The 26,409-nt window shown below is 37.5% G+C and carries 25 protein-coding genes and 1 tRNA gene; 13 read left to right on the top strand and 13 right to left on the bottom strand.

From position 1 onward, the window contains the following. Positions 1–18 precede the first annotated feature (18 nt). The gene (locus tag FRZ67_RS06770) at positions 19–642 is read left to right on the top strand and encodes a DUF4240 domain-containing protein (protein ID WP_147188810.1); all 624 of its coding nucleotides are present in this window, start codon (positions 19–21) and stop codon (positions 640–642) included. Positions 643–754: 112 nt separating this feature from the next. Here FRZ67_RS06770 and ychF read toward each other — a convergent pair whose 3' ends face one another. Beyond that, the gene (gene ychF / locus FRZ67_RS06765) at positions 755–1,852 is read right to left on the bottom strand and encodes a redox-regulated ATPase YchF (protein ID WP_147188809.1); all 1,098 of its coding nucleotides are present in this window, start codon (positions 1,850–1,852) and stop codon (positions 755–757) included. A gap of 276 nt (positions 1,853–2,128) precedes the next feature. Here ychF and FRZ67_RS06760 point away from each other — a divergent pair, with 276 nt between their 5' ends. Then, complete coding sequence (locus FRZ67_RS06760; protein ID WP_147188808.1) at positions 2,129–3,361, top strand: spore maturation protein; 1,233 nt, start codon at positions 2,129–2,131, stop codon at positions 3,359–3,361. Positions 3,362–3,567: 206 nt separating this feature from the next. Continuing rightward, positions 3,568–5,172 (top strand): flavin monoamine oxidase family protein, encoded by a 1,605-nt coding sequence (locus FRZ67_RS06755; protein ID WP_147188807.1) that lies wholly within the window; start codon positions 3,568–3,570, stop codon positions 5,170–5,172. 115 nt (positions 5,173–5,287) lie between these two features. Here the strand turns inward: FRZ67_RS06755 and FRZ67_RS06750 are convergent, their stop codons facing one another. Next, positions 5,288–5,776: a hypothetical protein gene (locus tag FRZ67_RS06750; RefSeq protein WP_147188806.1), complete on the bottom strand. Its 489-nt coding sequence runs from the start codon at positions 5,774–5,776 to the stop codon at positions 5,288–5,290. Positions 5,777–6,031: 255 nt separating this feature from the next. Between FRZ67_RS06750 and fusA the strand changes: the two genes are divergently transcribed. Continuing rightward, positions 6,032–8,182 (top strand): elongation factor G, encoded by a 2,151-nt coding sequence (fusA, locus tag FRZ67_RS06745; protein WP_147188805.1) that lies wholly within the window; start codon positions 6,032–6,034, stop codon positions 8,180–8,182. 392 nt (positions 8,183–8,574) lie between these two features. Then, on the top strand, positions 8,575–8,955 hold the full coding sequence (locus FRZ67_RS06740) for a hypothetical protein (RefSeq protein ID WP_147188804.1): 381 nt from the start codon (positions 8,575–8,577) through the stop codon (positions 8,953–8,955). A 50-nt stretch (positions 8,956–9,005) separates the two neighbouring features. Here the strand turns inward: FRZ67_RS06740 and FRZ67_RS06735 are convergent. The 4 genes from FRZ67_RS06735 to FRZ67_RS06720 form a co-directional block, all read right to left on the bottom strand. Then, positions 9,006–9,078, bottom strand: a tRNA-Gly gene (locus FRZ67_RS06735). 28 nt (positions 9,079–9,106) lie between these two features. Then, entirely contained in the window at positions 9,107–9,418 is a 312-nt protein-coding gene (locus FRZ67_RS06730) for a tetratricopeptide repeat protein (RefSeq protein WP_147188803.1), read from the bottom strand. A gap of 80 nt (positions 9,419–9,498) precedes the next feature. Next, positions 9,499–9,906, bottom strand: a complete 408-nt coding sequence (locus FRZ67_RS06725; RefSeq protein ID WP_147188802.1) for a hypothetical protein — start codon at positions 9,904–9,906, stop codon at positions 9,499–9,501. A gap of 175 nt (positions 9,907–10,081) precedes the next feature. After that, the gene (locus FRZ67_RS06720; RefSeq protein ID WP_225975532.1) at positions 10,082–11,578 is read right to left on the bottom strand and encodes a tetratricopeptide repeat protein; all 1,497 of its coding nucleotides are present in this window, start codon (positions 11,576–11,578) and stop codon (positions 10,082–10,084) included. A gap of 58 nt (positions 11,579–11,636) precedes the next feature. Here FRZ67_RS06720 and FRZ67_RS06715 point away from each other — a divergent pair, with 58 nt between their 5' ends. Further along, positions 11,637–11,981: a hypothetical protein gene (locus FRZ67_RS06715; protein WP_147188801.1), complete on the top strand. Its 345-nt coding sequence runs from the start codon at positions 11,637–11,639 to the stop codon at positions 11,979–11,981. Between the two features lie 104 nt (positions 11,982–12,085). Here the strand turns inward: FRZ67_RS06715 and FRZ67_RS06710 are convergent, their stop codons facing one another. Both FRZ67_RS06710 and FRZ67_RS06705 read right to left on the bottom strand, forming a co-directional pair. Then, entirely contained in the window at positions 12,086–12,712 is a 627-nt protein-coding gene (locus tag FRZ67_RS06710) for a hypothetical protein (protein WP_147188800.1), read from the bottom strand. 189 nt (positions 12,713–12,901) lie between these two features. After that, the gene (locus FRZ67_RS06705) at positions 12,902–13,774 is read right to left on the bottom strand and encodes a sigma-70 family RNA polymerase sigma factor (RefSeq protein WP_225975531.1); all 873 of its coding nucleotides are present in this window, start codon (positions 13,772–13,774) and stop codon (positions 12,902–12,904) included. Positions 13,775–14,044: 270 nt separating this feature from the next. On the opposite strand from FRZ67_RS06705, the gene FRZ67_RS06700 reads away from it, so the two are divergent. Beyond that, positions 14,045–14,428 (top strand): START-like domain-containing protein, encoded by a 384-nt coding sequence (locus FRZ67_RS06700; RefSeq protein WP_147188799.1) that lies wholly within the window; start codon positions 14,045–14,047, stop codon positions 14,426–14,428. 162 nt (positions 14,429–14,590) lie between these two features. Here the strand turns inward: FRZ67_RS06700 and FRZ67_RS06695 are convergent, their stop codons facing one another. Then, positions 14,591–15,199 carry a hypothetical protein gene (locus FRZ67_RS06695; RefSeq protein ID WP_147188798.1) on the bottom strand — a complete coding sequence of 203 codons (609 nt, stop codon included), beginning with the start codon at positions 15,197–15,199 and terminating at the stop codon, positions 14,591–14,593. A 21-nt stretch (positions 15,200–15,220) separates the two neighbouring features. Here FRZ67_RS06695 and FRZ67_RS06690 point away from each other — a divergent pair, with 21 nt between their 5' ends. Further along, positions 15,221–16,648 (top strand): LptF/LptG family permease, encoded by a 1,428-nt coding sequence (locus tag FRZ67_RS06690; protein ID WP_147188797.1) that lies wholly within the window; start codon positions 15,221–15,223, stop codon positions 16,646–16,648. Between the two features lie 184 nt (positions 16,649–16,832). After that, positions 16,833–17,816 (top strand): cation diffusion facilitator family transporter, encoded by a 984-nt coding sequence (locus tag FRZ67_RS06685; RefSeq protein ID WP_147188796.1) that lies wholly within the window; start codon positions 16,833–16,835, stop codon positions 17,814–17,816. 28 nt (positions 17,817–17,844) lie between these two features. Here the strand turns inward: FRZ67_RS06685 and FRZ67_RS23755 are convergent, their stop codons facing one another. After that, positions 17,845–18,111, bottom strand: a complete 267-nt coding sequence (locus tag FRZ67_RS23755; protein ID WP_147188795.1) for an SIMPL domain-containing protein — start codon at positions 18,109–18,111, stop codon at positions 17,845–17,847. Beyond that, on the bottom strand, positions 18,099–18,557 hold the full coding sequence (locus FRZ67_RS23750; protein ID WP_147188794.1) for an SIMPL domain-containing protein: 459 nt from the start codon (positions 18,555–18,557) through the stop codon (positions 18,099–18,101). The genes FRZ67_RS23755 and FRZ67_RS23750 overlap by 13 nt, the downstream gene beginning before the upstream one ends. Before the next feature lie 363 nt (positions 18,558–18,920). Between FRZ67_RS23750 and FRZ67_RS06670 the strand changes: the two genes are divergently transcribed. The 3 genes from FRZ67_RS06670 to FRZ67_RS06660 all read left to right on the top strand — a co-directional run bounded on the left by FRZ67_RS06670 (position 18,921) and on the right by FRZ67_RS06660 (position 22,479). After that, the gene (locus tag FRZ67_RS06670) at positions 18,921–19,913 is read left to right on the top strand and encodes a sugar phosphate nucleotidyltransferase (protein WP_147188793.1); all 993 of its coding nucleotides are present in this window, start codon (positions 18,921–18,923) and stop codon (positions 19,911–19,913) included. Positions 19,914–20,150: 237 nt separating this feature from the next. After that, positions 20,151–21,386 (top strand): DUF6786 family protein, encoded by a 1,236-nt coding sequence (locus tag FRZ67_RS06665; RefSeq protein WP_147188792.1) that lies wholly within the window; start codon positions 20,151–20,153, stop codon positions 21,384–21,386. Positions 21,387–21,477: 91 nt separating this feature from the next. After that, on the top strand, positions 21,478–22,479 hold the full coding sequence (locus FRZ67_RS06660; protein WP_147188791.1) for a GRP family sugar transporter: 1,002 nt from the start codon (positions 21,478–21,480) through the stop codon (positions 22,477–22,479). Positions 22,480–22,586: 107 nt separating this feature from the next. Here the strand turns inward: FRZ67_RS06660 and FRZ67_RS06655 are convergent, their stop codons facing one another. Further along, positions 22,587–22,997: a hypothetical protein gene (locus FRZ67_RS06655; protein WP_147188790.1), complete on the bottom strand. Its 411-nt coding sequence runs from the start codon at positions 22,995–22,997 to the stop codon at positions 22,587–22,589. A gap of 64 nt (positions 22,998–23,061) precedes the next feature. Next, a complete protein-coding gene (locus FRZ67_RS06650; RefSeq protein ID WP_147188789.1) occupies positions 23,062–23,655 on the bottom strand; it encodes a hypothetical protein in 594 nt (197 codons plus the stop codon). A gap of 158 nt (positions 23,656–23,813) precedes the next feature. On the opposite strand from FRZ67_RS06650, the gene FRZ67_RS06645 reads away from it, so the two are divergent. Then, complete coding sequence (locus tag FRZ67_RS06645; protein WP_147188788.1) at positions 23,814–26,045, top strand: DUF4954 family protein; 2,232 nt, start codon at positions 23,814–23,816, stop codon at positions 26,043–26,045. Positions 26,046–26,409 lie beyond the last annotated feature (364 nt).

Genomic DNA, 26,409 nt, shown 5'->3' with positions numbered 1-26,409 from the left:
CATCTACAATAAAATATTATGTCAACCCTTACTATTATTATTCTTTCATTTATTGCCATTCTATTTTTAAGATTACTTTTTAGGAAAGTTGTTGATCTACCTGCTTTTAAAGGACCAGTTTTTTCGGACTTATATCAAGTAGATAATATAATGCTTGAAGAAAATTTTTGGAACATCATTCATAGCGCAGGAAGGGAAGCTAAAGGGAATTATCAATTACAATGCAACTTATTAACAGAAAAATTAGAATTATTATCTACAGAAGAGATCATAAAATTTAATAGACTGTTTTCATTATTAATGGCGAAATCTTTTAGCTATAAAATTTGGGAAGCCGCTTATGCTTTAAACGGAGGCTGTTCTGATGATGCTTTTGAATATTTTCGGTCTTGGTTAATTGCACAAGGAAGAAATAAATTTTACTGGACACTCAGGTATCCCCGACTTTTATTCTTGTTTGGTGTAAAAGAAATGATAGTGAATTATGAAGGGATTGATTATTGCAGTCGTGATGCATTTGAAAATAAAACGGGAAATGATATTCCAGATACATTCGATATAGATTATGCAGACGGAGGAGAGTTATTTAAAGAAAATGCAGCTTTTTTTAAATATCCTGAATTAGCGTTATTAACCTGGTAAAGTTTTTGCCATAAAAATCTTCAGCACAAGAGTGCGACGCAACAACTGTCGCCATAAAATACAAAAGTCGGGTTCATAAAAATTCCCGGCTTTTATTATAAAATTTCATCAACTATACATTAAAACGGAAATGCATTATATCTCCATCTTCCACTACATAATCTTTTCCCTGCACGGCAAGCTTACCATTATCGCGGCATGCAGCTTCTGAGCCGTACTTAATAAAATCTGCATATTTGATAACTTCTGCGCGAATAAAACCTTTTTCAAAATCAGTGTGAATAACGCCTGCAGCCTGCGGAGCCAACATGCCTTTGGTAATGGTCCATGCACGAACTTCCTGCACACCGGCAGTAAAATATGTTGCAAGATTAAGTAAACGATACGTTGATTTTATCAAACGCGCCACACCACTTTCATGCAAGCCCATGTCTTCCAAAAAGAGCTGACGATCATCAAAACTTTCCATCACCGCGATCTCACTTTCAATAGCAGCACTGATAAAAAGTATCTCTGCTTTTTCATCATGCACCGCATCAATCAAAGCGGTTGTATGTTTGTTACCATTCACTACAGATTTTTCATCCACATTGCACACATAGATCACGGGCTTCATTGTAAGCAGGAACATATCGTCAATATGTTTTACTTTATCTTCAACACTCACTGCAAATGCACGTGCATTTTTTCCTTGCTCAAGATGTGCTTTCAATGCTTTTAAAATTGGTAGCGCAGCCGCTGCATCTTTATCATTCTTTGCGATCTTCTCGCATTTATTAATTTTTTTGTCAACGCTGTCAAGATCTTTCAACTGAAGCTCGGTATCAATAATTTCTTTATCGCTGACAGGATCAATTTTCCCATCAACGTGAATCACGTTATCATCATCAAAGCAACGCAGCACATGAATGATCGCATCAGTGTTACGAATGTTGCCAAGGAACTGGTTGCCCAAACCTTCGCCTTTGCTGGCGCCCTTTACAAGACCCGCAATGTCAACGATCTCCACTGTTGTCGGCACCACGCGATTTGGTTTTACCAGTTTTTCCAGTTCAATCAAACGCTCATCGGGCACAGTGATCACACCCACATTCGGTTCAATGGTGCAGAACGGAAAATTGGCAGCCTGCGCCTTTGCATTGCTCAATGCGTTGAAGAGTGTTGATTTGCCCACATTTGGTAACCCCACGATGCCTGCTTGTAAAGCCATATAAATACCCCCATCCCCTAAAGGGGAGTTGAAGCCCCAGCCCTAAAGGGAGTTTTTTGAATTTTGATAAATTTTTGTTACCCAACTACATTGCTACTATTAAACTTTTGTTGCGTCGCACTCTTGTACGTTTTGAACCTGCCTCTGCAGGCAGACTTTAAGCAGCAACAGCAATATTTTCGAGGCGCAAAAGTAACATTGTAGATATTAAATTGAAAGTTTAATTTATTTTCGGCTTTAATACTTAACTCCCCTTTAGGGGTTGGGGGCTTCATTATGGCATTAAACATTGTTTGGGTTGCATTCATTGTAATTGCATTTGTTATTGCACTTATCAAATTTATTTTTCTTGGCGATACAACCATCTTTAAAGTATTGGTAGATGGCATTTTTGATTCTGCAAAATCTTCTGTTGTAGATGTAGCATTTTCACTTGCAGGCACCATGGTTTTCTTTCTGGGACTAATGAATATTGCAAAAGAAGCAGGTGCTATTAACTGGCTTGCAAGAAAGTTAAATCCATTCATGAAAAGATTGTTTCCGGAAGTGCCGGATGGTCATCCTGCAATGGGGGAGATGGTAATGAACTTTAGCGCAAATATGCTTGGTCTTGATAATGCTGCGACGCCTTTTGGTTTAAAAGCAATGAAGAGTTTGGAAGATATTAATCCAAATAAAGGAACTGCTTCAAATGCACAGATCATGTTTTTGGTATTGCATACGAGCGGACTTGTATTGATTCCACTTTCTATTTTTACTTACAGAATTGCTGCTGGTTCTACAGATGCTACGAGTGTGTTTATTCCATGCGTATTGGGAACGGTTATAACAACACTTGCTGCCATATTTGTAGTAGGCATCAAACAAAAAATAAAATGGGATCTTGTTTTTTCAACATGGATCATTAGCATTCTTGTATTGGTTGGTGCACTAATGACCGCTGTATATTTTATGAGCCCTGAAATGAAAAACACTTTTAGCACCGTTTCAGGAAATCTTGCTTTATTAATAATCATTGTTGCCATCATTCTTGGTGGCGTGTGGAAAAAAGTTTCCATCTTCGATGCATTTATTGAAGGCGCGAAAGAAGGTTTCAATGTTGTAATAAAAATCATTCCTTACCTCGTTGGAATGCTTGTGGCAATAAGGGTTTTCAGGGATAGTGGCGCATTGGGTTATTTAACTGATGGTATTGCGTGGGTGTTGCACCAAACAGGTGTTAATACAGATTTTGTACCTGCATTACCAACTGCAATTATGAAACCTTTTAGCGGCAGTGGTGCAAGAGGTTTAATGATCGATACCATGAAAGCCTATGGCCCGGACAGTTTTGTTGGTAAAGTTGCTTGTACATTCCAGGGTAGTGCTGATACTACTTTTTATATTCTTGCACTATACTTTGGAAGCGTAGGAATAAAGAAAGTTCGTTACTCTGTTTGGGCTGGTATGGCGGCAGATTTTATTGGTGTTATTGCCGCGATATTTATTGCCTATATTTTTTTTAGTTAAAGCTGCAAAAAGTTTTCTTGCACAAGTGTGCGACGCAACCGCAGCTTAATAGTAGCAATGCTGCCTGGTACAAAATAATTTTCTTCTTCTCCTGTTTTTTTCTTTCAAAAAAGAATCGCTTAACTTACGTTTTATAAAATAGTGCAATCATATACCGCTATGTATAATGTACTTCATTGCACTTATTCCTCACTACAAACTGCTTTATGCCGGTAAGACATGGATCAAAAACATTTTCCCTGCAGCAGCTGAAAAAATTATTTCGGTTATCCATTGAAGCAAATGACAAACAAACAAACGATGTAACTGCGTTGGTGGAAGAAAATAAATTCTATTCTGCAAACAGGAGAAAATTTTTGAAAGACACATCAAAGATCGCTTTACTGGCAGGTATTTCATCTTTATATAAATCATGTGCACCGGCAAATACTGCAACACTGCCAACCATTGCAATTGTTGGTGCAGGTATCGCCGGTTTGCATGCTGCATACATTTTAAAGCAGGCAGGTTATGAAGCGTATGTTTATGAAGGCAGCGGCAGAATCGGTGGCAGAATTATGAGCGTTACTGATATGCTTGGCCCGGGATTGTGGACAGAAATGGGTGGTGAGTTCATAGATTCTACACACACGGAAATGCTAAACCTGTGCACGCATTTCAATCTCCCATTACTTGACAGGATGGAAGCATCAGAAAAAAATCTTGAAGAGTTTGCATATTATTTTAATGGTCAGCATTATCATGAAAAAGATGTGATAGCTGCACTGCGTCCTTATGCTGCACAAATAAAAAAAGATGTTGATGCATTGTCAGACGAAATCACTTACAAATCTTTTTCTCCAACAGATAAGAAGTTTGACAGCATGTCTGTCATGCAATATCTTGACAGCATTGGTGTTTCAGGATGGTTGCGCAGTATGATCTATAACAGTTACACAGCAGAGTATGGCATGGAAGCAACAGAGCAATCGGCTATCAGTTTTCTTTCTGTATTTGATGTGGGCGATGAAAATCATTATAACATTTATGGCAGCAGCAATGAACGGTATTCTATTATTGGTGGTAATTTAAAATTATGCGAAGCGCTGGCAAACGAAATGCAGGATTATATTTTGCCCAATCATTTTCTTACAGCAATCAAACAAAACAATGATAGGAGTTACCAGTTATCTTTCAAGATCACAGGCTCCGGCACTATTGGCGCTACTGCAGATATTGTGATCCTTACCGTTCCCTTTACGGTATTAAGAGAAGTCGATATACAGGTACCCCTGCCTGCATGGAAAATGAATACGATCAAAAACCTTGGTTACGGCACCAATTCAAAAATGTTCTTTGGGTTAAATGAGCGCATCTGGCGCAAACAAGGTTATGGTGGTTATGCGTTTGCCGATAACGGCATGATGAATGGTTACGACAATACAATGATGCAAAACAATAATCTTGGCCCCGGAGGCTACACAATTTTCCCTGGTGGTGAAGCGGGTGTTGCGGTTGGCAACACGGATCCTTTGATACTGAAAGAAAAATATATTAATGCACTCGATGGCGTATATCCCGGTGCAAAAGGGCAGTTCAATAATAATTTTCAATTCTGGTGCTGGCCCACATATGGTTATTCAAAAGGCAGCTATGTTTCGTTCAGGGTAAATCAATACACAACCATGGCGGGCACAGAATTCGAGCCTGTAGATAATTTGTATTTCGCCGGAGAGCACTGCAGCTACGCATTCCAGGGTTTTATGAATGGCGGCGCAGAAACGGGCAGGATGGCTGCAGAAATGATCATTCAAAAATTGAAAGGAAAATAGAAACGGATATTGAGATATTGGGACAGTATGATATTGTAATTTGATTTCGGGCTGTTGTTCTTTGTGGCATCTTCGTTGTGTCACTCACTTGTACTGTAAAATATTATGGCGACACTTACCAGAAAAATAACAGGCAGGAAAATAATCCAAACAACATGGCTATTAAAACAACCATATCGTTCGGATATTTTTTCAACACGATACTAATGATTGATATGAGAAAACATAGTGCAGCAATCAATACAAATATTTCTAATCCTAATGAACTGTTTACACTATTTACGGGAATGATTGTATTCTGTCCTTTCAATGATGTTTCAAAATATAGCGGTTGTTTAAATATTAATGATACGTGCAAAAACAAAGGTTGGCCATATTCGAAATAATAATCCCAATCATCAGGTAATGAAAGCACTTTTCCTTTATGCGTAATTATTTTTCCTTCCAGATAATTGCCATCATATGAATCTTTTGTGTAAGTCAGAATATGATCATAATAATCTTTTTCACTTGTAGTATTCAGTAGAAAGGTATCCGCAACAATACCTGCAAAAATTACGAACTCAAGGCAAAATAGGATCCTTATAAATTTATATGAAAACATCTGTAACGGGTTTATAACAGTTCGGGTTTAATTGCACAATTAATAACCAATTGTACAAGAGTGCGACGCAAGCAAAGATGCTATGAAAAACCGAAGCTAAGTACCAAAAAATCAACACAAAAAATCCTGGATCACTAATCCGGAATCCGAAATTGACTGTCTTTTCTCCACATTCCTGTTAAGTTTACTTTAACCCATTGATTTATGCCGGATTTTGTTACCTTTGCCGCCCGAAAACTTAAATTTTAATTTTTTATGGCGGATCTGAGATTACAACGCAACTTTGGGATTGCCGCACACATTGATGCAGGCAAAACCACAACCACCGAGCGTATCCTGCGCTACACCGGTATGATTCACAGAATTGGTGAGGTGCATGAAGGTGCTGCTACCACCGACTGGATGGAGCAGGAAAAGGAAAGAGGTATTACCATTACCTCAGCGGCTGTAAGCTGCCAGTGGAATTTCCCTACCGATAAGGGTACGGCAAATGCAGATACTAAAAAATATTATTTCAATATCATTGATACTCCGGGCCACGTTGACTTTACCGTTGAGGTTGAGCGTTCTATGCGTGTACTGGATGGTTTGATCGCCCTGTTTTCTGCTGTTGATGGTGTAGAGCCGCAATCAGAAACTGTTTGGCGCCAGGCTAACCGTTATGGTGTACCACGTATTGGTTTCGTAAACAAAATGGACCGCAGTGGTGCTGACTTCCTGATGGTAGTAGCACAGGTAAAAGAAATGCTGGGTGCGAAAGCAGTTCCATTACAATTACCAATCGGTGCTGAAGATAACTTCAAAGGCGTGGTTGATTTGATCACTATGAAAGGTGTTATCTGGGATGATGCGACAGAAGGGATGACTTACAAGGAAATTCCTATTCCTGCCGATATGCAGGCAGAGGCTGAAGAATGGAGACAAAACCTGATTGAAGCTGTTGCTGAATATGACGACAAATTATTGGAGAAATTCTTCGACGATCCTAACACTATTACTGAAGTTGAGGTACATGAAGCTATCCGTAAAGCTACGCTTGACCTTAGCATTGTACCAATGATGTGCGGAAGCTCATTTAAGAATAAAGGTGTACAAACTGCACTCGATGCGGTTTGTCGTTACCTGCCTTCACCAGTTGATATTCCTGATACAAAAGGAACTGATCCTGAAACAGGCGAAGAGATCAGCCGTAAACCAGATGCAAAAGAACCTTTTGCGGCATTGGCTTTCAAGATCATGACCGATCCCTTCGTTGGTCGTTTGGCATTCTTCCGTTGTTACAGCGGTCATCTTGATGCTGGTTCTTATGTATTGAACGTAAGAAGTGGTAAAAAAGAGCGTATCAGCCGTATCATGAAAATGTTTGCAAATAAACAGAACCCTATCGATTTCATCGAAGCTGGTGATATAGCTGCGGCTGTTGGTTTCAAGGAAATCAAGACCGGTGATACTTTGTGCGATGAAAATCATCCGATCACTTTGGAAAATATGTTTATCCCTGAGCCGGTAATCGCCGTTGCCGTTGAGCCAAAAACACAGGCAGACGTTGACAAAATGGGTATGGCTATTTCCAAACTTGTGGAAGAAGACCCAACATTACGCGTAAATACAGATGAAGATACCGGCCAGACCATCCTTCGTGGAATGGGTGAGTTGCACCTTGAGATCATCATCGACCGTATGCGTCGTGAGTTTAAAGTGGAAGTAAACCAGGGTAATCCCCAGGTGGCATATAAAGAAGCCTTCGGTACTACAGTTACGCACCGTGAAGTATTAAAGAAACAGTCTGGTGGCCGTGGTAAGTTCGCCGATATCCAGTTTGAAATAGGACCTGCTGATCCTGAATGGCTGACAGAAAATCCAGGCAAACACTTCCAGTTCAAGAACGATCTTTTTGGTGGATCTATCCCTAAAGAGTTTGTGCCTGCTATCATTAAAGGTTTTGAATCTTCAATGGGCACAGGTGTTTTGGCTGGTTATCCTGTAGTAAGCATGAAAGTGCGTGTATTTGACGGTAGCTTCCACGCGGTTGACTCTGATGCTATGAGTTTTGAGCTTTGTGCAAAAGGTGGTTTCCGTGAAGCTGGCCGCAAAGCAAAAGCAACTTTGCTTGAGCCGATCATGAAGGTAGAAGTTGTTACACCAGACCAGTACATGGGTGATGTAACAGGTGACCTTAACCGTCGCCGTGGTATGCTTGAAGGCATGGATAGCCGTGGTAATGCACAGGTTATTAAAGCCAAAGTTCCATTGAGCGAAATGTTTGGTTATGTAACACAGCTTCGTTCACTTTCTTCAGGTCGTGCAACTTCAACCATGGAGTTCAGCCACTATGCACCAGCTCCAAACAATATTGCTGAAGAAGTAATAGCAAAGAGCAAAGGCAAAGTAAAGGTGGAAGATTAATCAGAACCAGAGACAAGTTAGAATATAAGCCCCGCTTAAAAGAGCGGGGTTTTTTATTTTCTATTTTGGTACAGTATTTACTGCCTGAATGCTGCAATAATTATTTTGTTATTAGCTGTAGCATTTCATGGCATCGCCGGTTGTGTCACTCACTTGTACTGTAGAATTGTAACTCATCATAGCGAAGACAACAGCAAAGCTTCTCGTCTTAAATAAATAGGTTTTCACAACAGGCGGCGCCATGAAATACAAAAAGCCGGTAACCAAAATCCACCTTCCGTTTTGTTAAACAATAAGATAATATTGGCTGCCAAATGGAGAATGTTTTGTTGAGCATGCTTTTTGATTAAACTTGTTTAAACAAGTCTTGTCAATCTAAACAAATAATAATTATGAAAAAGTTTATGGTATGTTTTGTTTTTACTGCTGCGCTTTTTTTTACAGGAACGGAGTTATTTGCACAGGGTGGTAACGGGGGGCAAAAGGGACAGATGAAAGAGATGATGAAGAAAAATCTGAAAGATTCGGTTGGCCTTTCTGATGTACAGATTGATTCTGTGATGGCAATAAGGGAAGAAATGCAACCGAAGGTGAAGGATGTAATGAAGGATCAATCATTGAGCGATGATGATAAAAAGAGCAAGATGGAAGCGATAAAGAAGGAAATGTATGAACGTTATAAAAAAGCAGGCCTTACAACAGACCAGGTAAAAAAAATAAAAGAAATGGATGAAAAGATGCGGGAACAAATGCGTAACAGAAAAAATAAATAATACAAAAGCATAAAAAAATCCGCTCAACAAAGTGAGCGGATTTTTTATTGAGCGGAAAACGGGACTCGAACCCGCTACCTACAGCTTGGGAAGCTGTCGCTCTACCAGGTGAGCTATTTCCGCAGAATGCTAATGTAAGAAAAGAATTTATTTAATAAACCAAATCTTCGTAAGCACTTTGCAGTTCCTTATAGGCATGATCGTCGCCAGCTTTTTTTGCGGCGACCATTCCTTTTTCGTACCAGGTAATAGCATTTTCTTTTTCGCCGGTTTGTTCTAATAATTTGGCGAGTTGATAATAGGAGCCAACATAATCAGGACTTTTTGTAAGTATTTCTTCGAATAACGATCTTGCTTTAGCAGGATCGTTGATTTTGATATATTCCAGTGCCAATGCATGTTTCAGGAAATTATCGTTAGGAGAGGTTTGTAGAAAGTCGAGTAGTTTTTGTATGCGATCCATAATCAAAAATAATTTAAATAAAAGCATAAAGCCATCTCAATTGGATGGCTTTATGCTTTTGAGAGCTATATGCTATAAATTTATTGACCGCCTGTTTTGCTCTTTTCTTTCTTCTTTTTTATTTTTTGTTTCTGCTCTGGTGTAAGCATGGCGTTTATTTTGTTTTTGGCATCTTTATCGATCTCTTTAAGCTTTTCTTCTTTTTGTGAGTCGGAAAGAGATGCATCATTCTTTATTTTTTCTTTGGATTTTTTAGTATCTGTAAGAATGTTGTCTGCTTGCTTTTTTTGATCTTCTGACAGATCAAGATCTTTCAGATTTTCTTTTGTGATGCCTCTATCTTTTAGGTTTTGTTTCTGAGTACTATCCATGTTCTGCACATGATTTTGCACTTTTTCTTTTTTCGTTTTTTTAGCGGTACTATCCTGCGCATTGGAGGTTATTGCAATTATTAGGATACAGGATATGAGAAGCATAATTTTCTTCATAAAATTTTTTATGTATGAATTGCAAAGTTGCGGTAAGTTTAAAAAAAAAGAAATTTTTATTTGAGGTTATGAAGAGATAACATGTGCTGATATGCTGTGCAAAGAACGGAACGTACAAGTGAGTGACACAACGAAGATTAATAGTAATAATGCAGCTGGTAAGCAAAGAACTGAATTATATTTTCTTCTTTTTCTTATAGGCTGCCAGCATATCTACCACGTTATTATTTTGAAGTATTGAAGGATTTAATTCGATAAATTTCTTTACAAGTTTTGGAGCTTTACTAAGCCCTTCTTCAAGATGCAGCAATGCTTCCTTGGATTTACCTGATGCAAACAGCACTGCGCTGTATAGAAAAGCGAAAACAGGTTTATTTTCTGTAGCCTGCTTTGCAGCAAGACACTGACGGGCGGCCTCATCATAGTGACCAGCTTTGTAAAGACAGCGTATAAGCGAGTCCCACCCACTTACATTTTTTGGTCTTACGCGAACTGCCACACTAAAGTATTGAATAGCTTCCCTGTACTTTTCGAGATGCATATAACATTCTCCCATGGCCAGATTGTATTCTGGGATATGCCGGTGCATACGCATGGCCTGCTCAAGAGAGCTAAGCGCCCTGTTCCATTGTTCTTCATTGATATAGGTTAGTGCAATTTTATAATGAAGTTTGCTGTCATCGGGGTTCATGTGGGAAGCCTTACGGTAATTAAAACGTGCCTGTGCATATTTCCCAAGCCGGTGATAGCAATGCCCGATAGCTTCATGAATTACTTCTTCGGGGCGGGTTAATTCCAGCACTTTTTCCAGGGTTTCAATGGCTTCTTTGTATTTGCGCAATCTTATGTAGGCGTCGCCCATATTGCGATAAGCGTAATCAAATTTTTCGTCTATTACCACTGCATATTGATAGGCATCAATTGCTTTTTCATATAATTTAAGACCCTGATAGGCTGCACCAAGGTTAAACCATGCCAATTCACTGTATGGAAAATCTTCAATGATGGATTGATGCAGGCGAATGCTTTCTTCATTGCGCCCGGTAAAATCTGTCCAGAAACAGATTTTATAAAGGGCTTCTTCATTTGTAGGTTCCTTTTCAAGGATCATTTTAAGGCAGTCGAACACTTTATCAAATTCTTCATAATCGTCGTAAACATCAGCTAACTCGAATAAGAGATCTACTTTCTCTTCCCCGTCAAACATTACCAATGCTTCTTCTAACAACTCTACCGCTTTTTCCTGCTCGTCTAATGCCAGGTATGCGTCTGTTTTTAGAATATAAATATTAATATCATTTTTGTCAAAAAGAGATGCCTGTTCCAGTTTTTCTAACGCTTCACGATAATATCTGGTGGCAATCAAAAGATCGGCTTTTTTGATTAATAACTGGGAGGAAAATGGGAAATATTCCAGAGCCGTATCTGCTGCCTGCATAGCTTTGGACATATCGTCCCTCTCATCAAAATAATCAATAATGCGTTCGAAAGCATCTTCTTCAAGAAACGCATGACTTTTGCCTGAGCGTAGATTTTGATATTGGCGCAGCAGTTCATTAAGTTCATCCCGGTCTTCACGTGAATGATTTTCCTGCATATTGTGATAGGTTTCTGTAAAGTAGTCAGTTTTTTTAAAATTCCAATAATATTTGTAACAATTTTTACTTTCCATCGTTAATTAATTAAGAAAATATTTTGTTAACGATTTTTAGCAATGTAACTTTGAATTAATGGGAAAAGGGCTAAAATACACTAAATACTTTGCAGCAGTTGTATGCATACTTACTGTACAGGTTGTATATGGTTCCTTTACTGGCAATTCTGATGGCTCGAAAGATAAATTCAGCCTTAAGAATCTAAGTTCTGTAAGTAAAGCTTATTCTTTGTCTTCTCTTAGAATAAATACCTTTCATTATAAAGGTACTACGGAATTGTCTCAACAAAATACAGGAGATCAGATTCAGGTTACATCAATGATAAGGCTGGAACGTGGCAATACTACTTTTATTTATCCCTATAAATATTCTGTAAAAGTGCCCCGCTTTGTTACGCCAAAAGCTCCTACTGCTCATTAATTTTTTTAATCAGCTATTATTTTTACCCCATCTTTTGTAGCGTCGCACACTGTCGTTTTCTATACTATATTGAGCGAAATTCTATATTGAGTGAAAATGATTATTTATTTTAAAAGCCTATAACCTGTAGATGGTATTTCAAATTTCGAAGCGGGAACGGGATTAAAATTTATCATGGTGGCAGTATAAACTATTTTTGATGTATTCGAGCCTGAGGAAGTTTCGTATTCAAGTACAAAACCAGGCATATTATTGAATTGATAGGGGTTCTCAGTTGCAGAAGGCAAAATGGCTAAAGCGCAATACATATTGTAAGAGCTTCGATCCCTTAATGTAACAATTACTTTTTCACATTCGTAACCCAGTATTGTTTTCTTTTCATTTGTTGGGGTAATCCTTATTCCTTCAAATCTTTTGTTTTCATTATTCCATTGTTCGGCAGTAAAGACCGACTTATATTTTTCTGAGCCAACTTCCTTCAAAATAACTGCCGTGCCTGTTTTGTTATCGTATATAACAGATTGTTTAAAACCCGGACTGTTTAGATCTACCCTGGATAACTTTCCTTTGATATAAAGATTTTTGGTAGCGCCGGCCAGGTTTTTATTTGTGCCCGCGTCATTTCCACTAATATTGTAAGTAACGGTACAGTCGCCTACTATCACAGGGTTTTGTGCAGTAGTGACGAAAACGTTACAAACAAAGTAAAATAAAAGTAAAATTTTTTGCATAAGCTGACACTAACTGTAAATGTATTGTTTTTTAAAAGCAAACAAGCCATCAATCAATAATCTTCTACTTAAAAAGTCATTGCTCTTTTTACAGAATGTTTATAGATAAACGTAATTAATGCAGCTTTTATGTTATTGAAATAAAAAACCCATGCTAAAAAACATGGGTTTTATTTAAAACGAAAAACATTAACCTAAATATACCTTTAATAATTTACAACGACTTGTTGATTTTAATCTCGTTATTGCTTTGTCTTTTATTTGTCTTACTCTTTCTCTTGTTAGATTGAATTTATGACCAATATCTTCAAGGCTTAGAGCGTCTTCCTGCCCAATGCCAAAGAAATAACATACTACCTCCTTCTGTCGTTGAGAAAGTGTTTCAAGTGATCTTTCGATCTCAGTTTTTAAAGACTCACAATGATCTATATAGTAATCCGCTTTTTCAGCATTTGGGTTTTCAAGTATGTCTGCCAAGGTATTTTCTTCCCCTTCAAAAATGGGCGTATCCATACTCAGGTGTCTGTTGGCTACATTCAATGCCGATGAAACTTCTTCTCTTTCAATATGCAAGAGTTCTGCAAGTTCATCGGTTGTGGGTTCTCTTTCAAATTCTTGTTCCAATTGCTGATAAGCTTTGCTTATCCGGTTTGTTAACCCAACTTTATTAAGTGGCAACCTTACAATCCTGCTCTGCTCGGCAAGAGATTGCAAAATACTTTGGCGGATCCACCAAACGGCATAAGAAATAAATTTAAATCCTTTCGTTTCATCAAAGCGTAAAGCAGCTTTTATTAAGCCCAGGTTCCCTTCATTTATTAGGTCTGGCAAAGACAGACCTTGATTTTGATATTGTTTTGCAACAGAGACTACAAACCTGAGATTTGCCTTGACAAGCCTGTCAAGTGCATTTTGATCATGTTTTTTGATACTTACCGCAAGACTTACTTCATCCTCTGCACTTAGCAATTCAACTTTACCGATTTCCTGCAGATACTTTTCAAGGCTTTGAGATTCACGATTTGTAATTGACTTCGTGATCTTTAATTGACGCATTGCCATGATAATTTGTTTTTAGGGTCAACAATTTTTAGATGCCATAAAAATCTGGTTTGGGGGAGGAATTACTGAAGTAACACCAAGTTAGAGTAATTCCTGTATATATGCCAAAAAAATTTCATGTGATTTTTCACATATTTTTTAGGTAAAAACACGTTGGAAAATTTGTTTTAAAATCACTATATAGTGTGTGATTTTTAAAAAGTTTTTTAACCTGTCAATTATTTAATATTATTGCAACCCCCAAGCTATTGGAAGTATAAAAGAAGCATAATGGCAAAAAAGCAACTATTTACACTTGAATATCCCGTAAGGTGCTCGCCCTCAATTTTGTATGAGTTCTTATCAACTCCTGCAGGCATGCAGGAATGGTTTGCTGATAAAGTAGATGAACGCGACCACGTATTTATTTTTTCCTGGAATGGCGCTGCTGTTGAAAAAGCGCAGGTAGTAGAAAAAGAACAGGACAAGTTTATAAAATATCATTGGTTACATTCTTCCAAAGATGAATATTTTGAATTTCGTATTGAGAAGACCGAGATATCCAACCAAACGATCCTTATTATTAAAGATTTTGCAGAGAAGCCCGACATCAAAGACCAAACCCAATTGTGGGATTACCAGGTGAAAGAATTATTTCACAGATTGGGGAATTAATTTGTACTGCAATTTTTAGTTGTGCAAAAAAACATTCGTAACAAAATATTTTTACGATGTCTGTCCTTGATTTGCTGAGTTGTATGCCTTCTGTACAAGAGTGCGACGCAACGAAAGTTTAAAGCTTATTCAAAAACCCGGCTCAAAAAATTACTTTCAATATTATTGTGTATTCAGCATAGAAAGAATTGCGGAAAAATTGTTTAGATAAAAATCATAAGCATTATCCCATTGTATCAAAGGAATTTTTCTTGATATCTTAAAAAAATCTTTTTTTATAGCTGTAATTGTCTTTATATTATCTTTTGTAATGATCGTGTAGTTGTGTTCTCCAAAGTCATGCTGCCATTGGTTTTCGTTAATACAATAATACCAATCGTGCATATTATTTTCATCTATTGTTCTGATAACTGAATGGCTATACAAGCTTGCATACTTACCGCCAAGATGCAGTGTAATGCTGAAAAAATTTCCCCACCAGAAAAAACAACGTATAGCAAAAGCATCATTGCTGTTAAAGCACCTGGGCTGATCAAGCATTACATAAGGCAGCGATTTATATTGTTCTCCTTTATAGATCTTTGGTGCCTGCAAAAATATTTCTGGCTCCGGAATGCTGTTATTTTGTTGAAGCTTGTTAGTAAACTCCATGCTTAATTGACCAAAGAGTTTGTAAACTTTATCAATAATGTTGTTCTTTGTTAAAATAAATGCTTCATCACAAACGAGTGATAATTCATTTTTTGAAAGCTTTACATTTGCTGGCACCATAATAAACAATAAGATTGCAAAGTGGTAAAAAAACTTGATATACTCATCTTACGGTCGTTTACTGGCCCTTTTCTTGCCACTTTTTTGATTGCACTCTTTGTGCTTACCATGCAGTTTTTCTGGCTATACATTGATGACCTGGTAGGTAAAGGGCTTGATATGGGTACACTTGCCTACCTGACAGGCCTGGTGGCTGTAACATGGGTGCCGCTTGCTTTACCGCTTGCATTACTGCTTTCTTCAATCATGACATTTGGTAATCTTGGTGAAACTTTTGAACTCGTTGCTATAAAGTCCGCAGGTATACCATTGATACGTTTTATGCGGCCATTGCTCATTGCAACAATCATGCTCAGCGGAATTGCATTTCTTTTCGCCAACAATATTATTCCTGTTGCCAATCTAAAACTGAATGCACTTAAATACGATATCATTGTTAAGAAACCTGCCTTTGATATTAAGGAAGGTATTTTTTATGATAAGATAGATGGCTATGTGATCAAGATCGGAAAAAAAGATGCGGATGACAGCACTATTCATAACGTAATTATTTATGAAAAGAATTATAGCCTGCAGGATCATTTTATGGTTGCACAAAGCGGTGTTATGCGCATTACACCAGATCAGCGTTTTCTTGAATTTGAATTACACAATGGATGGAACTACCAGGAAAACGGTAACCGTTATTCTCCCAATACAGAATTTATAAGGCTCGGGTTTAAAACCTACAAGAAAGAATTCGACCTCAGTACTTTTATGTTCAATAAAACAGAAGACAGCCTTTTTAAATACGATCCAAAAATGCTGAGCCTGCGCCAGATTGATATTGCACTAGACTCATTTGAAGCTGCCGATAAAGTTTTTTACACACGATCGCAAAAAGATCTAAAAACGTTCCTTAGTTTTTTGAGATACAAAGACAGCTCCTGGTCTACTGTAAAAAAAGTACAGGCAGATAACAAGATAAAAACTTTTGATTCCATTATTCCCGATTCATTGCGCATGACAGTTTTTGATGGCGCTATTTCAAGCCTCAACAGTGGTAAAGGTCAGGTAGAATTAATGGCTTCAGAATATAGCAGCAGGCAGGAAATGATACGCAAGCATTGGATCGAATGGAACCGTAAACTCACACTTTCTTTTGCATGCATTGTGTTGTTTATGGTTGGAGCGCCGCTTGGCTCCATTATCCGCAAAGGTGGGCTGGGCACGCCACTGATATTTGCCATTGCGTTTTTTGTGTTGTTCAATATGCTCAATACGTTTGGCGAAAAATTTGCAAAAGAGGGCGTCACCAGTGTGTTTACAGGTATGTGGTTATCAACTTTGGTTCTTGTTCCCATCGGTTTGTTTCTCACTTATAAAGCCATGCGTGATTCCCAACTGTTCAACAAAGAATTTTATTTCCGTCTCTTTAAGAAAAAAAGTAAAGAAAAAGCAGACGTATAATTTTTTTTGTGAGCCAAACTTTTATGGCTGCTATTAAGCTTTCGTTGCGTCGCACTCTTGTACGTTGGGTTTTGGTCTCAGCAGATAAAAGATTTCCCACAAATTTTAAACCTTTTATATAACAAATAATAAATGCAGTTGCATCTTGTCTTCAACTGATTAATTTTACCGCAAACATTCTCTTTTGAATTCAGCCAAACAAAACTTTCGTGTGCAGCAATGGATAACATTATTATCGGTAGTGTTGTTTGTTGCAAAGATCATTGCGTATTATTTAACATCATCGCTTGCTATCCTTTCAGATGCGCTGGAAAGTATTGTTAATGTACTCGCTGGTTTTATAGGATTATATAGTTTGTTTGTAGCCGCCAAGCCAAGAGACACAGAACATCCTTATGGCCATGGAAAAGCAGAATTTGTTTCCGCTGCTGCAGAAGGAGCATTAATTATTGCCGCTGGTTTTTTGATACTTTATGAAACACTGCAGAATTTTATTCAGCATAAATCTTTAGAGCAACTAGATACAGGCTTATATGTTGTAGCCATAACCGCTATTGTAAATTATATAGCAGGATATATATGTATTAATATCGGAAAAAAAAATAATTCACTGGCACTGCAGGCAAGTGGAAAACATTTACAGATAGATACATGGTCAACACTTATTATTATTGCCACACTCATAATAATGCTATTTACACAGCTTTTATGGCTGGATAAAGTGGTTGCACTCATTATGAGTTTATTCATCATGTACAATGGTTATAAGATCATCCGTAAATCGCTTGCCGGTATAATGGATGAAGCTGATATGGAACTCCTCCAGCGTTTGGTGATTCTCTTAAATAAGAACAGGCGCACCAACTGGGTAGATATGCATAATCTCCGCGTAATAAAATACGGCAGTGTATTGCATATTGATTGTCATCTTACTGTTCCCTGGTACATGAATATACATGAGGCGCATCTTGAAATAGACATGCTTACTGCTTTAATAAAAGCTGAGTTTGGAGATGCCATAGAAATGTTTGTACACACAGATGGCTGTCTCGATTTTTCCTGCAGTATTTGTACGAAAGATGATTGCGATGTAAGGCAACATCCTTTTAGTAAAAAAGTTGAATGGACTTTGGAAAATATTATTTCCAATAAAAAGCACCAGCTATAATAGCCGGCGCTTTTACAAGGAGCACTTTTTATTGTAAAGCAAATACAACGCTTACTTCAAATCTTACTTTTATTTTTTTAAAATCAACATCGAGTGCTGGTGTAACTGCATTGTCTTCCGTAAGTTTCATGGTCATATTTGCGTAATAAGGTCTTGGTGTATTATCAATTTCTACAGGATCATTGATGCTAATAGCCTGGCCAATATGTTCTCCAACCGCTTCTGAAAGATAAATGGCTTTATCCTTTGCAGCTTTTACAGCAGCAATCTTCATGTCTTTTTTCAAGTCATCCATTTTGCTGTATTCAGCTTTTGCAATAAAAAGTTTTGTGTGGCTTCATCATCCATTTCATCAACCAATTCATCAAGTTTTGAAACATTATTTACTTTAACCCAGTAACTGATGCCTGCTTTCATATCAGGGTTTTGTTTTTTATTCTTTTTGGTCATCCAGTAATTCTGGTCATAACCCTGGTAGCTTTGTACGGTAACATCTTTGTCTGTAAGACCAATACTTTTACAAGCTGCAAGAAAATTATTTTTGATAGTAGTAATATCTATTTTGTCACCATTCTTTTTATTGTATTCACGCAGATCAACCTGTACATAAATTTCATCAGGCGCTACTTCTGTTTCAGATGAACCACTTACAGATATTGTTCTTTGAACTGGTTTCTGTTCCTGTGCTATAACCTGGGATGCAAACATGATGATTGCAATTGCTGTTATTATTTTTTTCATATTTCTTTGTTTTGATTATAGATGTGTACATTAAAAAAATTACATAAATGTTTCTTTCACTAAACAACAGCTTAACAAACCGTTTGCATTCACAACAACCAGTAGAGCAATTCCTGAACAATAATGAGTAAACTTAAAAACCTGAAGTTTTTTTTGATTTTGAATTTCTGTATGCAGTACAAGAGTGCGACGCAACGATCGATGCTACCTGCAATGCAGTAGGGTCCAAAAAAGATTAAAAGCATACTCGTTCTTCACTCCATTATTAACATTTGATTCAGTTACAGTAGTTTTCCCTAATTTCACGCCCTCGATTTGAGCAGTTAGCAACAGAGAGATTAGCAGATAAAATATGACCTCCAAATGAAAGCTATTATACCAGTGGCGGGTGCAGGCGCAAAGCTGCGGCCACATACATATACACAACCAAAAGCATTAATACCTATTGCAGGTAAAACGATTCTTAGTTTTATTGTAGACCAGTTACACACCGCAGGCATAAATGAATTTATTTTTATCGTTGGTTATCTCGGCGAAAAAATCCAGGATTATGTAAAGCAAACTTATCCTGATCTTCATTGCCATTTTGTTTATCAAAATGAAAGACAGGGCACGGGCCACGCTATTGAGCTTACCAAAAATATTGTTGGCGATGATGAAGTGTTCGTGGTGCTTGGTGATACCATTTGCGATTATGATGTAAAAGAAATAATGGATAGTGGTTATAGCATGCTCGGTGTAAAAAAAGTAGATGACCCACGCAGTTTTGGTGTTGCAGAAATTGGTGACGAAGGTTTCATTACACATGTGGTGGAAAAGCCTTCCATTCCAAAAAGTAATATGGCGCTTGTGGGCTTGTATAAAATAAAAGAAACACATTTTTTATTTGAGTGCCTGCATCATCTTTTTACAGAAGATATAAAAACATATGGCGAGTATAATCTTACAGATGCACTTGACTGCATGATAAAACGTGGCGCAAGGTTTAAACCATTCAAGGTAAAGAACTGGTTCGATTGTGGTAAAAAAGAAACCCTGCTGGAAAGCAATGCCACATTGCTAAAAAAGTTTGGTGGTAAAATTCATGAAAGCGTACAGAACGAAAACTCAATCATTGTTCCGCCTGTAAGTATTGGCCCGGGTTGTATTTTAAAGAATGCCATTATAGGCCCGCATGTAGCGGTAGGCGCCAATACAACAGTGCAATATTCTATTCTTCGCGACAGCATCATTGGTTCTTACACTAATTTATACGAAGTTGTTTTAGACAATTCTCTTATCGGCAGCGATGCCAGTGTAAAAGGTCTCAGCCGCAGCCTTAATATTGGCGACAATACAGAAATAGATTTCGGATAAACAATTTAAAGCGATATAATTTTCTGAATTCTTTTTATGAGCCATAGTGCAGTACATGCATGAAGCTTCTGTTGCGTCGCACTTTTCAGCGCCTTGAAAAATATTCTACATAAGTCGCAATTACAATTCATACACAATCCTTCCAAAATGATGATGTTGGAAACGGTAGAACCGTATATTTGAAAGATATTCAAAAGCGGCAGCTACTGCCTGCCTTACTTACAACGATAGAAGCGTATGAATGCAAGGAAATATTTTACACTGATAATTGCTGCTTGTTTTTTAGCAGTTGCCTGCAACACTACACCCGAAAAAAAAGCCACAGCAAAAGATTCTATTCCTGTAAACCACACTTATGGCTACGATAAGAATTTTCTGAAAGAAAATATCATTGGCGCCTTTGAACTCGTAAGTGAGGATAGTGTTTCAAGGGTATTATTGTCTGCAGATTACCAGGGCCGTGTTATAACCAGTACGGCAGATGGAGATAGCGGTACAAGCTTTGGCTGGCTCAACTATAGTTTGATTGGCGGAGATCAAAAGAAAAAACAATTCAATCCATTTGGTGGTGAAGAAAGACTTTGGCTTGGTCCGGAAGGAGGGCAATACTCCATCTTTTTTAAAGGTGGGGATTCATTTAATATCAATCACTGGCAAGTACCAGCATTGATAGATACCGTAACATTTAATCTTGACCAGTTCTCAAGATCGTCTGCAACATTTACAAAGAAAGCACAGCTTACAAATTATAGCGGCAATGTATTCAATATAAATATTGAAAGAACAATTAATCTGTTGAACAAAAAGGATGTTGCCGGTAAACTACAAACAACAATTCCTCCAAATATAAAAATGGTTGGCTATGAGACCGTAAATAAGCTTACCAACATTGGCAATACTGACTGGACAAAAGGCAAAGGCTTATTATCAATATGGTTGTTGGGAATGTTTACACCTTCTCCTAAAACCGTTGTCATCATTCCATTTACACCGGTTACCAATGCAAGAAGTTTTATAACAGATAATTATTTTGGCAGCATTCCTGCAGAGCGTTTACAGGTAAAAGACAGTGTACTGTATTTTACCTGCGATGGAAAATTCAGGAGTAAAATTGGTTTATCACCAACAATCGCAAAACCCATTGCAGCAGGTTTTGATTTTGAAAAAAATGTATTGACGATTGTTATACCGCAGGTACATAAAGATGCACCTTATGTAAACAGTAAATGGGAATTGCAAAAAGAACCTTATAAAGGTGATGTTATTAATTCTTACAATGACGGTCCGTTAGCAGATGGCACACAAATGGGCCCATTCTTTGAAATAGAATCTTCATCCCCGGCAATGGAATTAAAGAAAGGCGAAACCGGAGAGTACAGGCAAACAACCTGCCACTTAACCGGTGATTACAACAGCCTGAAACAGATTGCACAACAATTACTCGGCGTAAACCTCGATGATATAAAGAAATAAATGAACTTTATATAATTTCCAACATGCTGATGTGATGAATGAAGTGAGCGATACATAGTAAGCAATTTATTTATCACTATAATACTGCCATATGTTTATTGTAGAATCTTACGGTGTTGCTGTATTCTTTTGCATAATTACCATGCTCTGCTGGGGCTCATGGGCCAATACACAAAAGCTTGCAGAAAAAACCTGGCGCTTTGAATTGTTCTATTGGGATTATGTAATTGGCATTGTATTATTCTCTGTAGTGTCCGCACTTACATTAGGCAGCACAGGAGATAAAGGCAGAAGTTTTATGGATGATCTGCAACAGGCAGACAGTGCAAACATCGGCAGCGCATTTCTTGGCGGCATAATTTTTAATGCAGCAAACATTTTATTCTCCGCAGCTATTGCAATGGCAGGTATGGCGGTAGCTTTCCCTATAGCCATTGGATTAGCGCTGGTACTTGGTGTAATAGTAAATTATGCTGCGTCCCAAAAAGGAGATCCTACTTATTTATTTCTTGGTGTTGCGTTAGTGATGATCGCTATTATAATCAATGCTATTGCATACAGGAGGATCAGTAATGCTAATCAAAAAGTTTCCGGGAAAGGAATTATTATTTCATTGATCGCCGGTGTGTTAATGTCTTTCTTCTATCGCTTTATTGCAGCATCAATGGATCTTGAAAATTTTGAACAACCAGCCGCTGGAAAGATGACACCTTATACCGCGGTCTTTATTTTTTCTATTGGAATATTAGCAAGCAACTTTTTATTCAACACCATTTTAATGAAGCGGCCGTTTGAAGGTGCACCAGTTTCTTATACAGATTATTTCAAAGGAAAATTTAAAACGCATATGGTTGGTGTGCTGGGTGGATTGATCTGGGGCCTCGGCAATTCTTTCAATCTTATTGCAGCAGGTAAAGCAGGCGCTGCTATTTCTTATGGCCTTGGGCAGGGTGCTACTTTGATCGCAGCACTATGGGGCGTATTTATCTGGAAAGAATTTAAACAATCACCCGCAGGCACCGATGGCTTTGTAACCGCCATGTTCTTATTTTTTATAACCGGATTGGCACTTATTATCTACGCAGGTTCGTAATACCATTAAAGAATTTTTTTGGAGCCCGGCTTCATTGCTGCTATTGTGCTTTACTTGCGTCGCACGCTTGTACAGTTGAATCAATATTCAGGTTGCTATTAAGCTTTCTATTTTTTCTCCAGCTTTATTATGCGGTATGTTTCATTTTTATGAAGTAAGATACCGGACATCTTTCTACCGCTTATAGTAAATGTCCAGTTGCTGTTATATTCATTTGAAACAAGCTGGTTTGTTTTTCCATTATAACCAAAATGCAATGTTCCCATATCTTCTTCCACACCATTTACAATTTTATTTGCCTGTATGGTGAAGCTATCAACACTGTTTCCTTTTGAGATGTGATACGCCACAACTTCATCATGGCATGGAGAATTCTTTACCTGGCAAATGGAAGTTCCCTGCCATGTGCCAACAAGCAATGTATCAACCTGCGTCGAAGTTTTTTGTGCTGATGCACATTGTGCAAACAACAGCGCTAAACAGAGAAGTTGATATTTGAAAAGTGCTTTTGTTTCCATATTGTTTTAGTAATTTTTATTTCTGGTTGATGAGGGGCACCAACCCGTAGCGATAATTCATTATTTAGTCACTCTTTTTGCTATGGTCAAGAAAAGTATCAAAAATTACTTTGGCTTGACTTTCTAATTCTATAATAATGTCTTTCACACCAGAAACTATTGTATTAGCTTTCAGTCCTTCTTCTAAAAATTTAATGTCAAAGTTAGTTTTAGAATATAGTTCAACCCATAATTCTGACAAATCACTGTTCTGAGCTAAGTAAATATTTTTCATTTGAGATTCTAGGATTGTTTTCATTTCAGTCAACGATTTAATGCATTTGTCTAAATTCTTTCCTTCGGCGTCATTTTGCCTTAACATGTCAATTGTAGTAAACAATGCAAATACTGAACTTTTTAACTCAATTTCCGATTGAGCCATATTTAGCCTGTCTACTTTTTCTGAAAGAGTGAATGTATTCTCGCTAATCCTGTATGAGTTATACGATAACATTACTGCGATAGCGCTGAGAAGTAATGTCAATATAATATTGAAAACATTTATCTTTTCAAATCTTGTCATTTTTTGTCCCATATTAATTAAAGCTATTACACGCAATATAATAGTTTTCTTATTCCTGAAAATCAGCCTATCATCCACCACCCCTCCGTTAACCATTATCCTTAACTAGAAGTACGCTTCCCGTTTACGCTATGGAATGCCGCTATAACAATATAATTTCAACAGTTCAACAGAAATTTCCACAGTACAAGAGTGCGACGCAACGAAAGCTTAATAGCTGTATTTTCGTTTGGCTCATAAAAACACTACAAACAATGGCGCAGAATAATATAAAGAAAAGCTCAATTGATAAACTGGGTTACAATTTTATAAAACCTGAATATCTACCAAAAGGTAAAGATGAATATTACCTGCGTGAGGTACAGAATCGCAGCGGCATTGAATACCGCAACCTTACAGCATATGAAATTGAGGCGCTGGTTAAGAACCGCAATGCAAGTGACGACTGGAACAAGATATTGGTGAGCGATGCATTCAATCCTGAACTGGTAAGGAACTGTAAATTTTTTGGCCTGGTGCGTATTGGCAAACTGGAACCCTGTTACCTGGAGTTTAGTGATATGAAATATGTGGTGGGTTTATATAATTCCACTATCATCAGTTGCGATCTTGGCGATAATGTAGTGGTGGATAATGTAAATTATTTATCGCATTATGTAATAGGTAATGAGGTGATCATTGTAAATGTAAATGAATTGATTACTACCGATCATGCAAAGTTTGGTATTGGTATAGTAAAAGAAGGCGAGCCGGAGTCTGTGCGTATATGGATGGAGATATGTAATGAAAATGGTGGACGCAGTGTTATTCCTTTTAATGATATGTTGCCTGCTGATGCGTGGTTGTGGAGTAAGTATCGTGACGATGAAAAGTTATTGGAACAATTTAAAATATTCACCGAAAGGCAATTCAAAAAAGAACGCGGCTATTATGGTAAGATCGGCGACAGAACCGTGATAAAGAACTGCGCCATTATAAAAGATGTTTGGATCGGCAGTGATGCGTATATAAAAGGTGCTAATAAATTAAAGAACCTTACCATTAATTCGGGGCCAGAAGGTATATCTCAGATAGGCGAAGGGTGCGAATTGGTAAATGGTATCATTGGTTTTGGCTGCAGGATATTTTATGGTGTTAAGGCAGTAAGGTTTGTTATGGCCAGCAACTCGCAATTGAAATATGGCGCAAGGCTTATCAATTCTTATCTCGGGAATAATGCAACCATCTCCTGTTGCGAAGTATTGAATTCTCTTATTTTTCCTGCACATGAACAGCATCATAATAACTCTTTTTTATGTGCAGCATTGGTAATGGGACAGAGTAATATTCCTGCGGGTGCTACTATTGGCTCTAATCATAACTCAAGGGCTGCAGATGGAGAGATCGTTGCAGGCCGTGGTTTCTGGCCGGGCTTATGTGTAAGCCTGAAGCATAATTCTAAATTTGCCAGCTTTACTATTCTTGCAAAAGCGGATTACTCCTACGAATTGAATATTCCAATACCTTTTTCATTGGTAAGTATTGATAGCAGTAAAGATTTTCTTACGGTAATGCCCGGGTACTGGTTCATGTATAATATGTATGCTTTGGCACGTAATGCATGGAAGTATGGAGATAGGGACAAGCGTATTCAACCCATTCAGAATATGGAATATGATTACCTGGCACCTGATACTGTGAATGAAATGTTTGATGCGATGAAGATGCTGGAATTATTTACAGGACGTGCTTTTTATAAAAAAGAAAATCCAGATACCAGCATTAATAATGATGATTGCAGTAAAAAAGGTAAGCAGCTACTGAAAAATAATGATGCTATTATTGATGAACTTGAGATTTTAGCTGAAGGTTTTGAAAATCACAAACGCAAAACCGTCATTATAAAAGTTCAGCAATCTTATAACTTGTTTGAACAGATGATCACCTATTATGGTGCCCTGCATTTGTTTAATCTCATTAAAGAAAATAATGCGACTTCTTTTGAAGCAGTAAAAGAAGTTTTGCCTAAAGCGGGCAGTCGCTCAGAATGGCTGAATGCCGGCGGACAGTTATTGCTGAAAAAAGATGTTGCACTGATTCGTCAAAGGGTAAAAGAAAATAAAATTAATTCATGGGATCAGCTGCACAGCGTTTATGATGAGATGGCTACCCGTTATGTTACAAATAAAACAGCCCATGCTATTGCTGCTCTGCTTGAAATTAAGGCATTAACAGCTAAGAAGCTTTCCGGTAATGATATAATTACAATTCTCGCAGAACTTATTACAACCAAAGAATGGATAGCCGCTAAAATAAAAGAGTCAAGAGCAAAAGATTATACTAATCCATTCCGTAGCATGGTTTACGATTCAGAAGAAGAAATGAACAATGTTGTAGGCTTGCTTTCCGAAAACAGTTTTATCAAACAGCAGCAGGATGAGTTGAAAAAATTTAAATCAATGGTTAATTTGACTTTAAAAAAGTTTAGTATGCCTTCGCCAAAATAACTGCATTTATAAAATTTTTATGATCCGGGCTTTATAATAGTTATCAGGCTTTCGTTGCGTCGCACACTTCAGGGCTTTTTTTCTAATGAGCAAATAAAATACGGTGTGCTTAAGAATTTTGATCAACAGGCAAATTTTGTGATCAGTAATATTCATGTAAAGATGATTTCATTATTCATTTGTTGTTGTTTAAAGCAAAGTTGTGCAATTAATTTTTAGAAAATTTTCAGGTTTTTACAAGGGTACATTTAAATTTTTTAAGCTGTTTATCAGAGTAAACTCGATTTTATTCCTCAATTTCGTGACATTGCTTTTAGTGCGTTGAAAAGCTAAGTGCTTTAATGTTAAACAAACCATTACTAAA

Origin of the sequence: Panacibacter ginsenosidivorans, assembly GCF_007971225.1 — a bacterium.
Classification (GTDB): domain Bacteria; phylum Bacteroidota; class Bacteroidia; order Chitinophagales; family Chitinophagaceae; genus Panacibacter; species Panacibacter ginsenosidivorans.
Note: the sequence above shows the minus strand (reverse complement) of the source record. Positions and strands in the feature narration are given on the sequence as shown.

What these genes read in the sequence shown, in the direction of transcription:
- FRZ67_RS06720 (WP_225975532.1), bottom strand. Translation starts at nt 11,578, where the DNA reads ATGGAAAGTAAAAATTGTTACAAATATTATTGGAATTTTAAAAAAACT.
- FRZ67_RS06645 (WP_147188788.1), top strand. Translation starts at nt 23,814, where the DNA reads ATGGCGCAGAATAATATAAAGAAAAGCTCAATTGATAAACTGGGTTAC.
- FRZ67_RS06670 (WP_147188793.1), top strand. Translation starts at nt 18,921, where the DNA reads ATGAAAGCTATTATACCAGTGGCGGGTGCAGGCGCAAAGCTGCGGCCA.
- FRZ67_RS23750 (WP_147188794.1), bottom strand. Translation starts at nt 18,557, where the DNA reads ATGAAAAAAATAATAACAGCAATTGCAATCATCATGTTTGCATCCCAG.
- FRZ67_RS06665 (WP_147188792.1), top strand. Translation starts at nt 20,151, where the DNA reads ATGAATGCAAGGAAATATTTTACACTGATAATTGCTGCTTGTTTTTTA.
- fusA (WP_147188805.1), top strand. Translation starts at nt 6,032, where the DNA reads ATGGCGGATCTGAGATTACAACGCAACTTTGGGATTGCCGCACACATT.
- FRZ67_RS06710 (WP_147188800.1), bottom strand. Translation starts at nt 12,712, where the DNA reads ATGCAAAAAATTTTACTTTTATTTTACTTTGTTTGTAACGTTTTCGTC.
- FRZ67_RS06655 (WP_147188790.1), bottom strand. Translation starts at nt 22,997, where the DNA reads ATGGAAACAAAAGCACTTTTCAAATATCAACTTCTCTGTTTAGCGCTG.
- FRZ67_RS06770 (WP_147188810.1), top strand. Translation starts at nt 19, where the DNA reads ATGTCAACCCTTACTATTATTATTCTTTCATTTATTGCCATTCTATTT.
- FRZ67_RS06695 (WP_147188798.1), bottom strand. Translation starts at nt 15,199, where the DNA reads ATGGTGCCAGCAAATGTAAAGCTTTCAAAAAATGAATTATCACTCGTT.
- FRZ67_RS06750 (WP_147188806.1), bottom strand. Translation starts at nt 5,776, where the DNA reads ATGTTTTCATATAAATTTATAAGGATCCTATTTTGCCTTGAGTTCGTA.
- FRZ67_RS06700 (WP_147188799.1), top strand. Translation starts at nt 14,045, where the DNA reads ATGGCAAAAAAGCAACTATTTACACTTGAATATCCCGTAAGGTGCTCG.
- FRZ67_RS06705 (WP_225975531.1), bottom strand. Translation starts at nt 13,774, where the DNA reads ATGGCAATGCGTCAATTAAAGATCACGAAGTCAATTACAAATCGTGAA.
- FRZ67_RS23755 (WP_147188795.1), bottom strand. Translation starts at nt 18,111, where the DNA reads ATGGATGACTTGAAAAAAGACATGAAGATTGCTGCTGTAAAAGCTGCA.
- FRZ67_RS06740 (WP_147188804.1), top strand. Translation starts at nt 8,575, where the DNA reads ATGAAAAAGTTTATGGTATGTTTTGTTTTTACTGCTGCGCTTTTTTTT.
- FRZ67_RS06755 (WP_147188807.1), top strand. Translation starts at nt 3,568, where the DNA reads ATGCCGGTAAGACATGGATCAAAAACATTTTCCCTGCAGCAGCTGAAA.
- FRZ67_RS06660 (WP_147188791.1), top strand. Translation starts at nt 21,478, where the DNA reads ATGTTTATTGTAGAATCTTACGGTGTTGCTGTATTCTTTTGCATAATT.
- FRZ67_RS06650 (WP_147188789.1), bottom strand. Translation starts at nt 23,655, where the DNA reads ATGGTTAACGGAGGGGTGGTGGATGATAGGCTGATTTTCAGGAATAAG.
- FRZ67_RS06725 (WP_147188802.1), bottom strand. Translation starts at nt 9,906, where the DNA reads ATGAAGAAAATTATGCTTCTCATATCCTGTATCCTAATAATTGCAATA.
- FRZ67_RS06715 (WP_147188801.1), top strand. Translation starts at nt 11,637, where the DNA reads ATGGGAAAAGGGCTAAAATACACTAAATACTTTGCAGCAGTTGTATGC.
- ychF (WP_147188809.1), bottom strand. Translation starts at nt 1,852, where the DNA reads ATGGCTTTACAAGCAGGCATCGTGGGGTTACCAAATGTGGGCAAATCA.
- FRZ67_RS06760 (WP_147188808.1), top strand. Translation starts at nt 2,129, where the DNA reads ATGGCATTAAACATTGTTTGGGTTGCATTCATTGTAATTGCATTTGTT.
- FRZ67_RS06730 (WP_147188803.1), bottom strand. Translation starts at nt 9,418, where the DNA reads ATGGATCGCATACAAAAACTACTCGACTTTCTACAAACCTCTCCTAAC.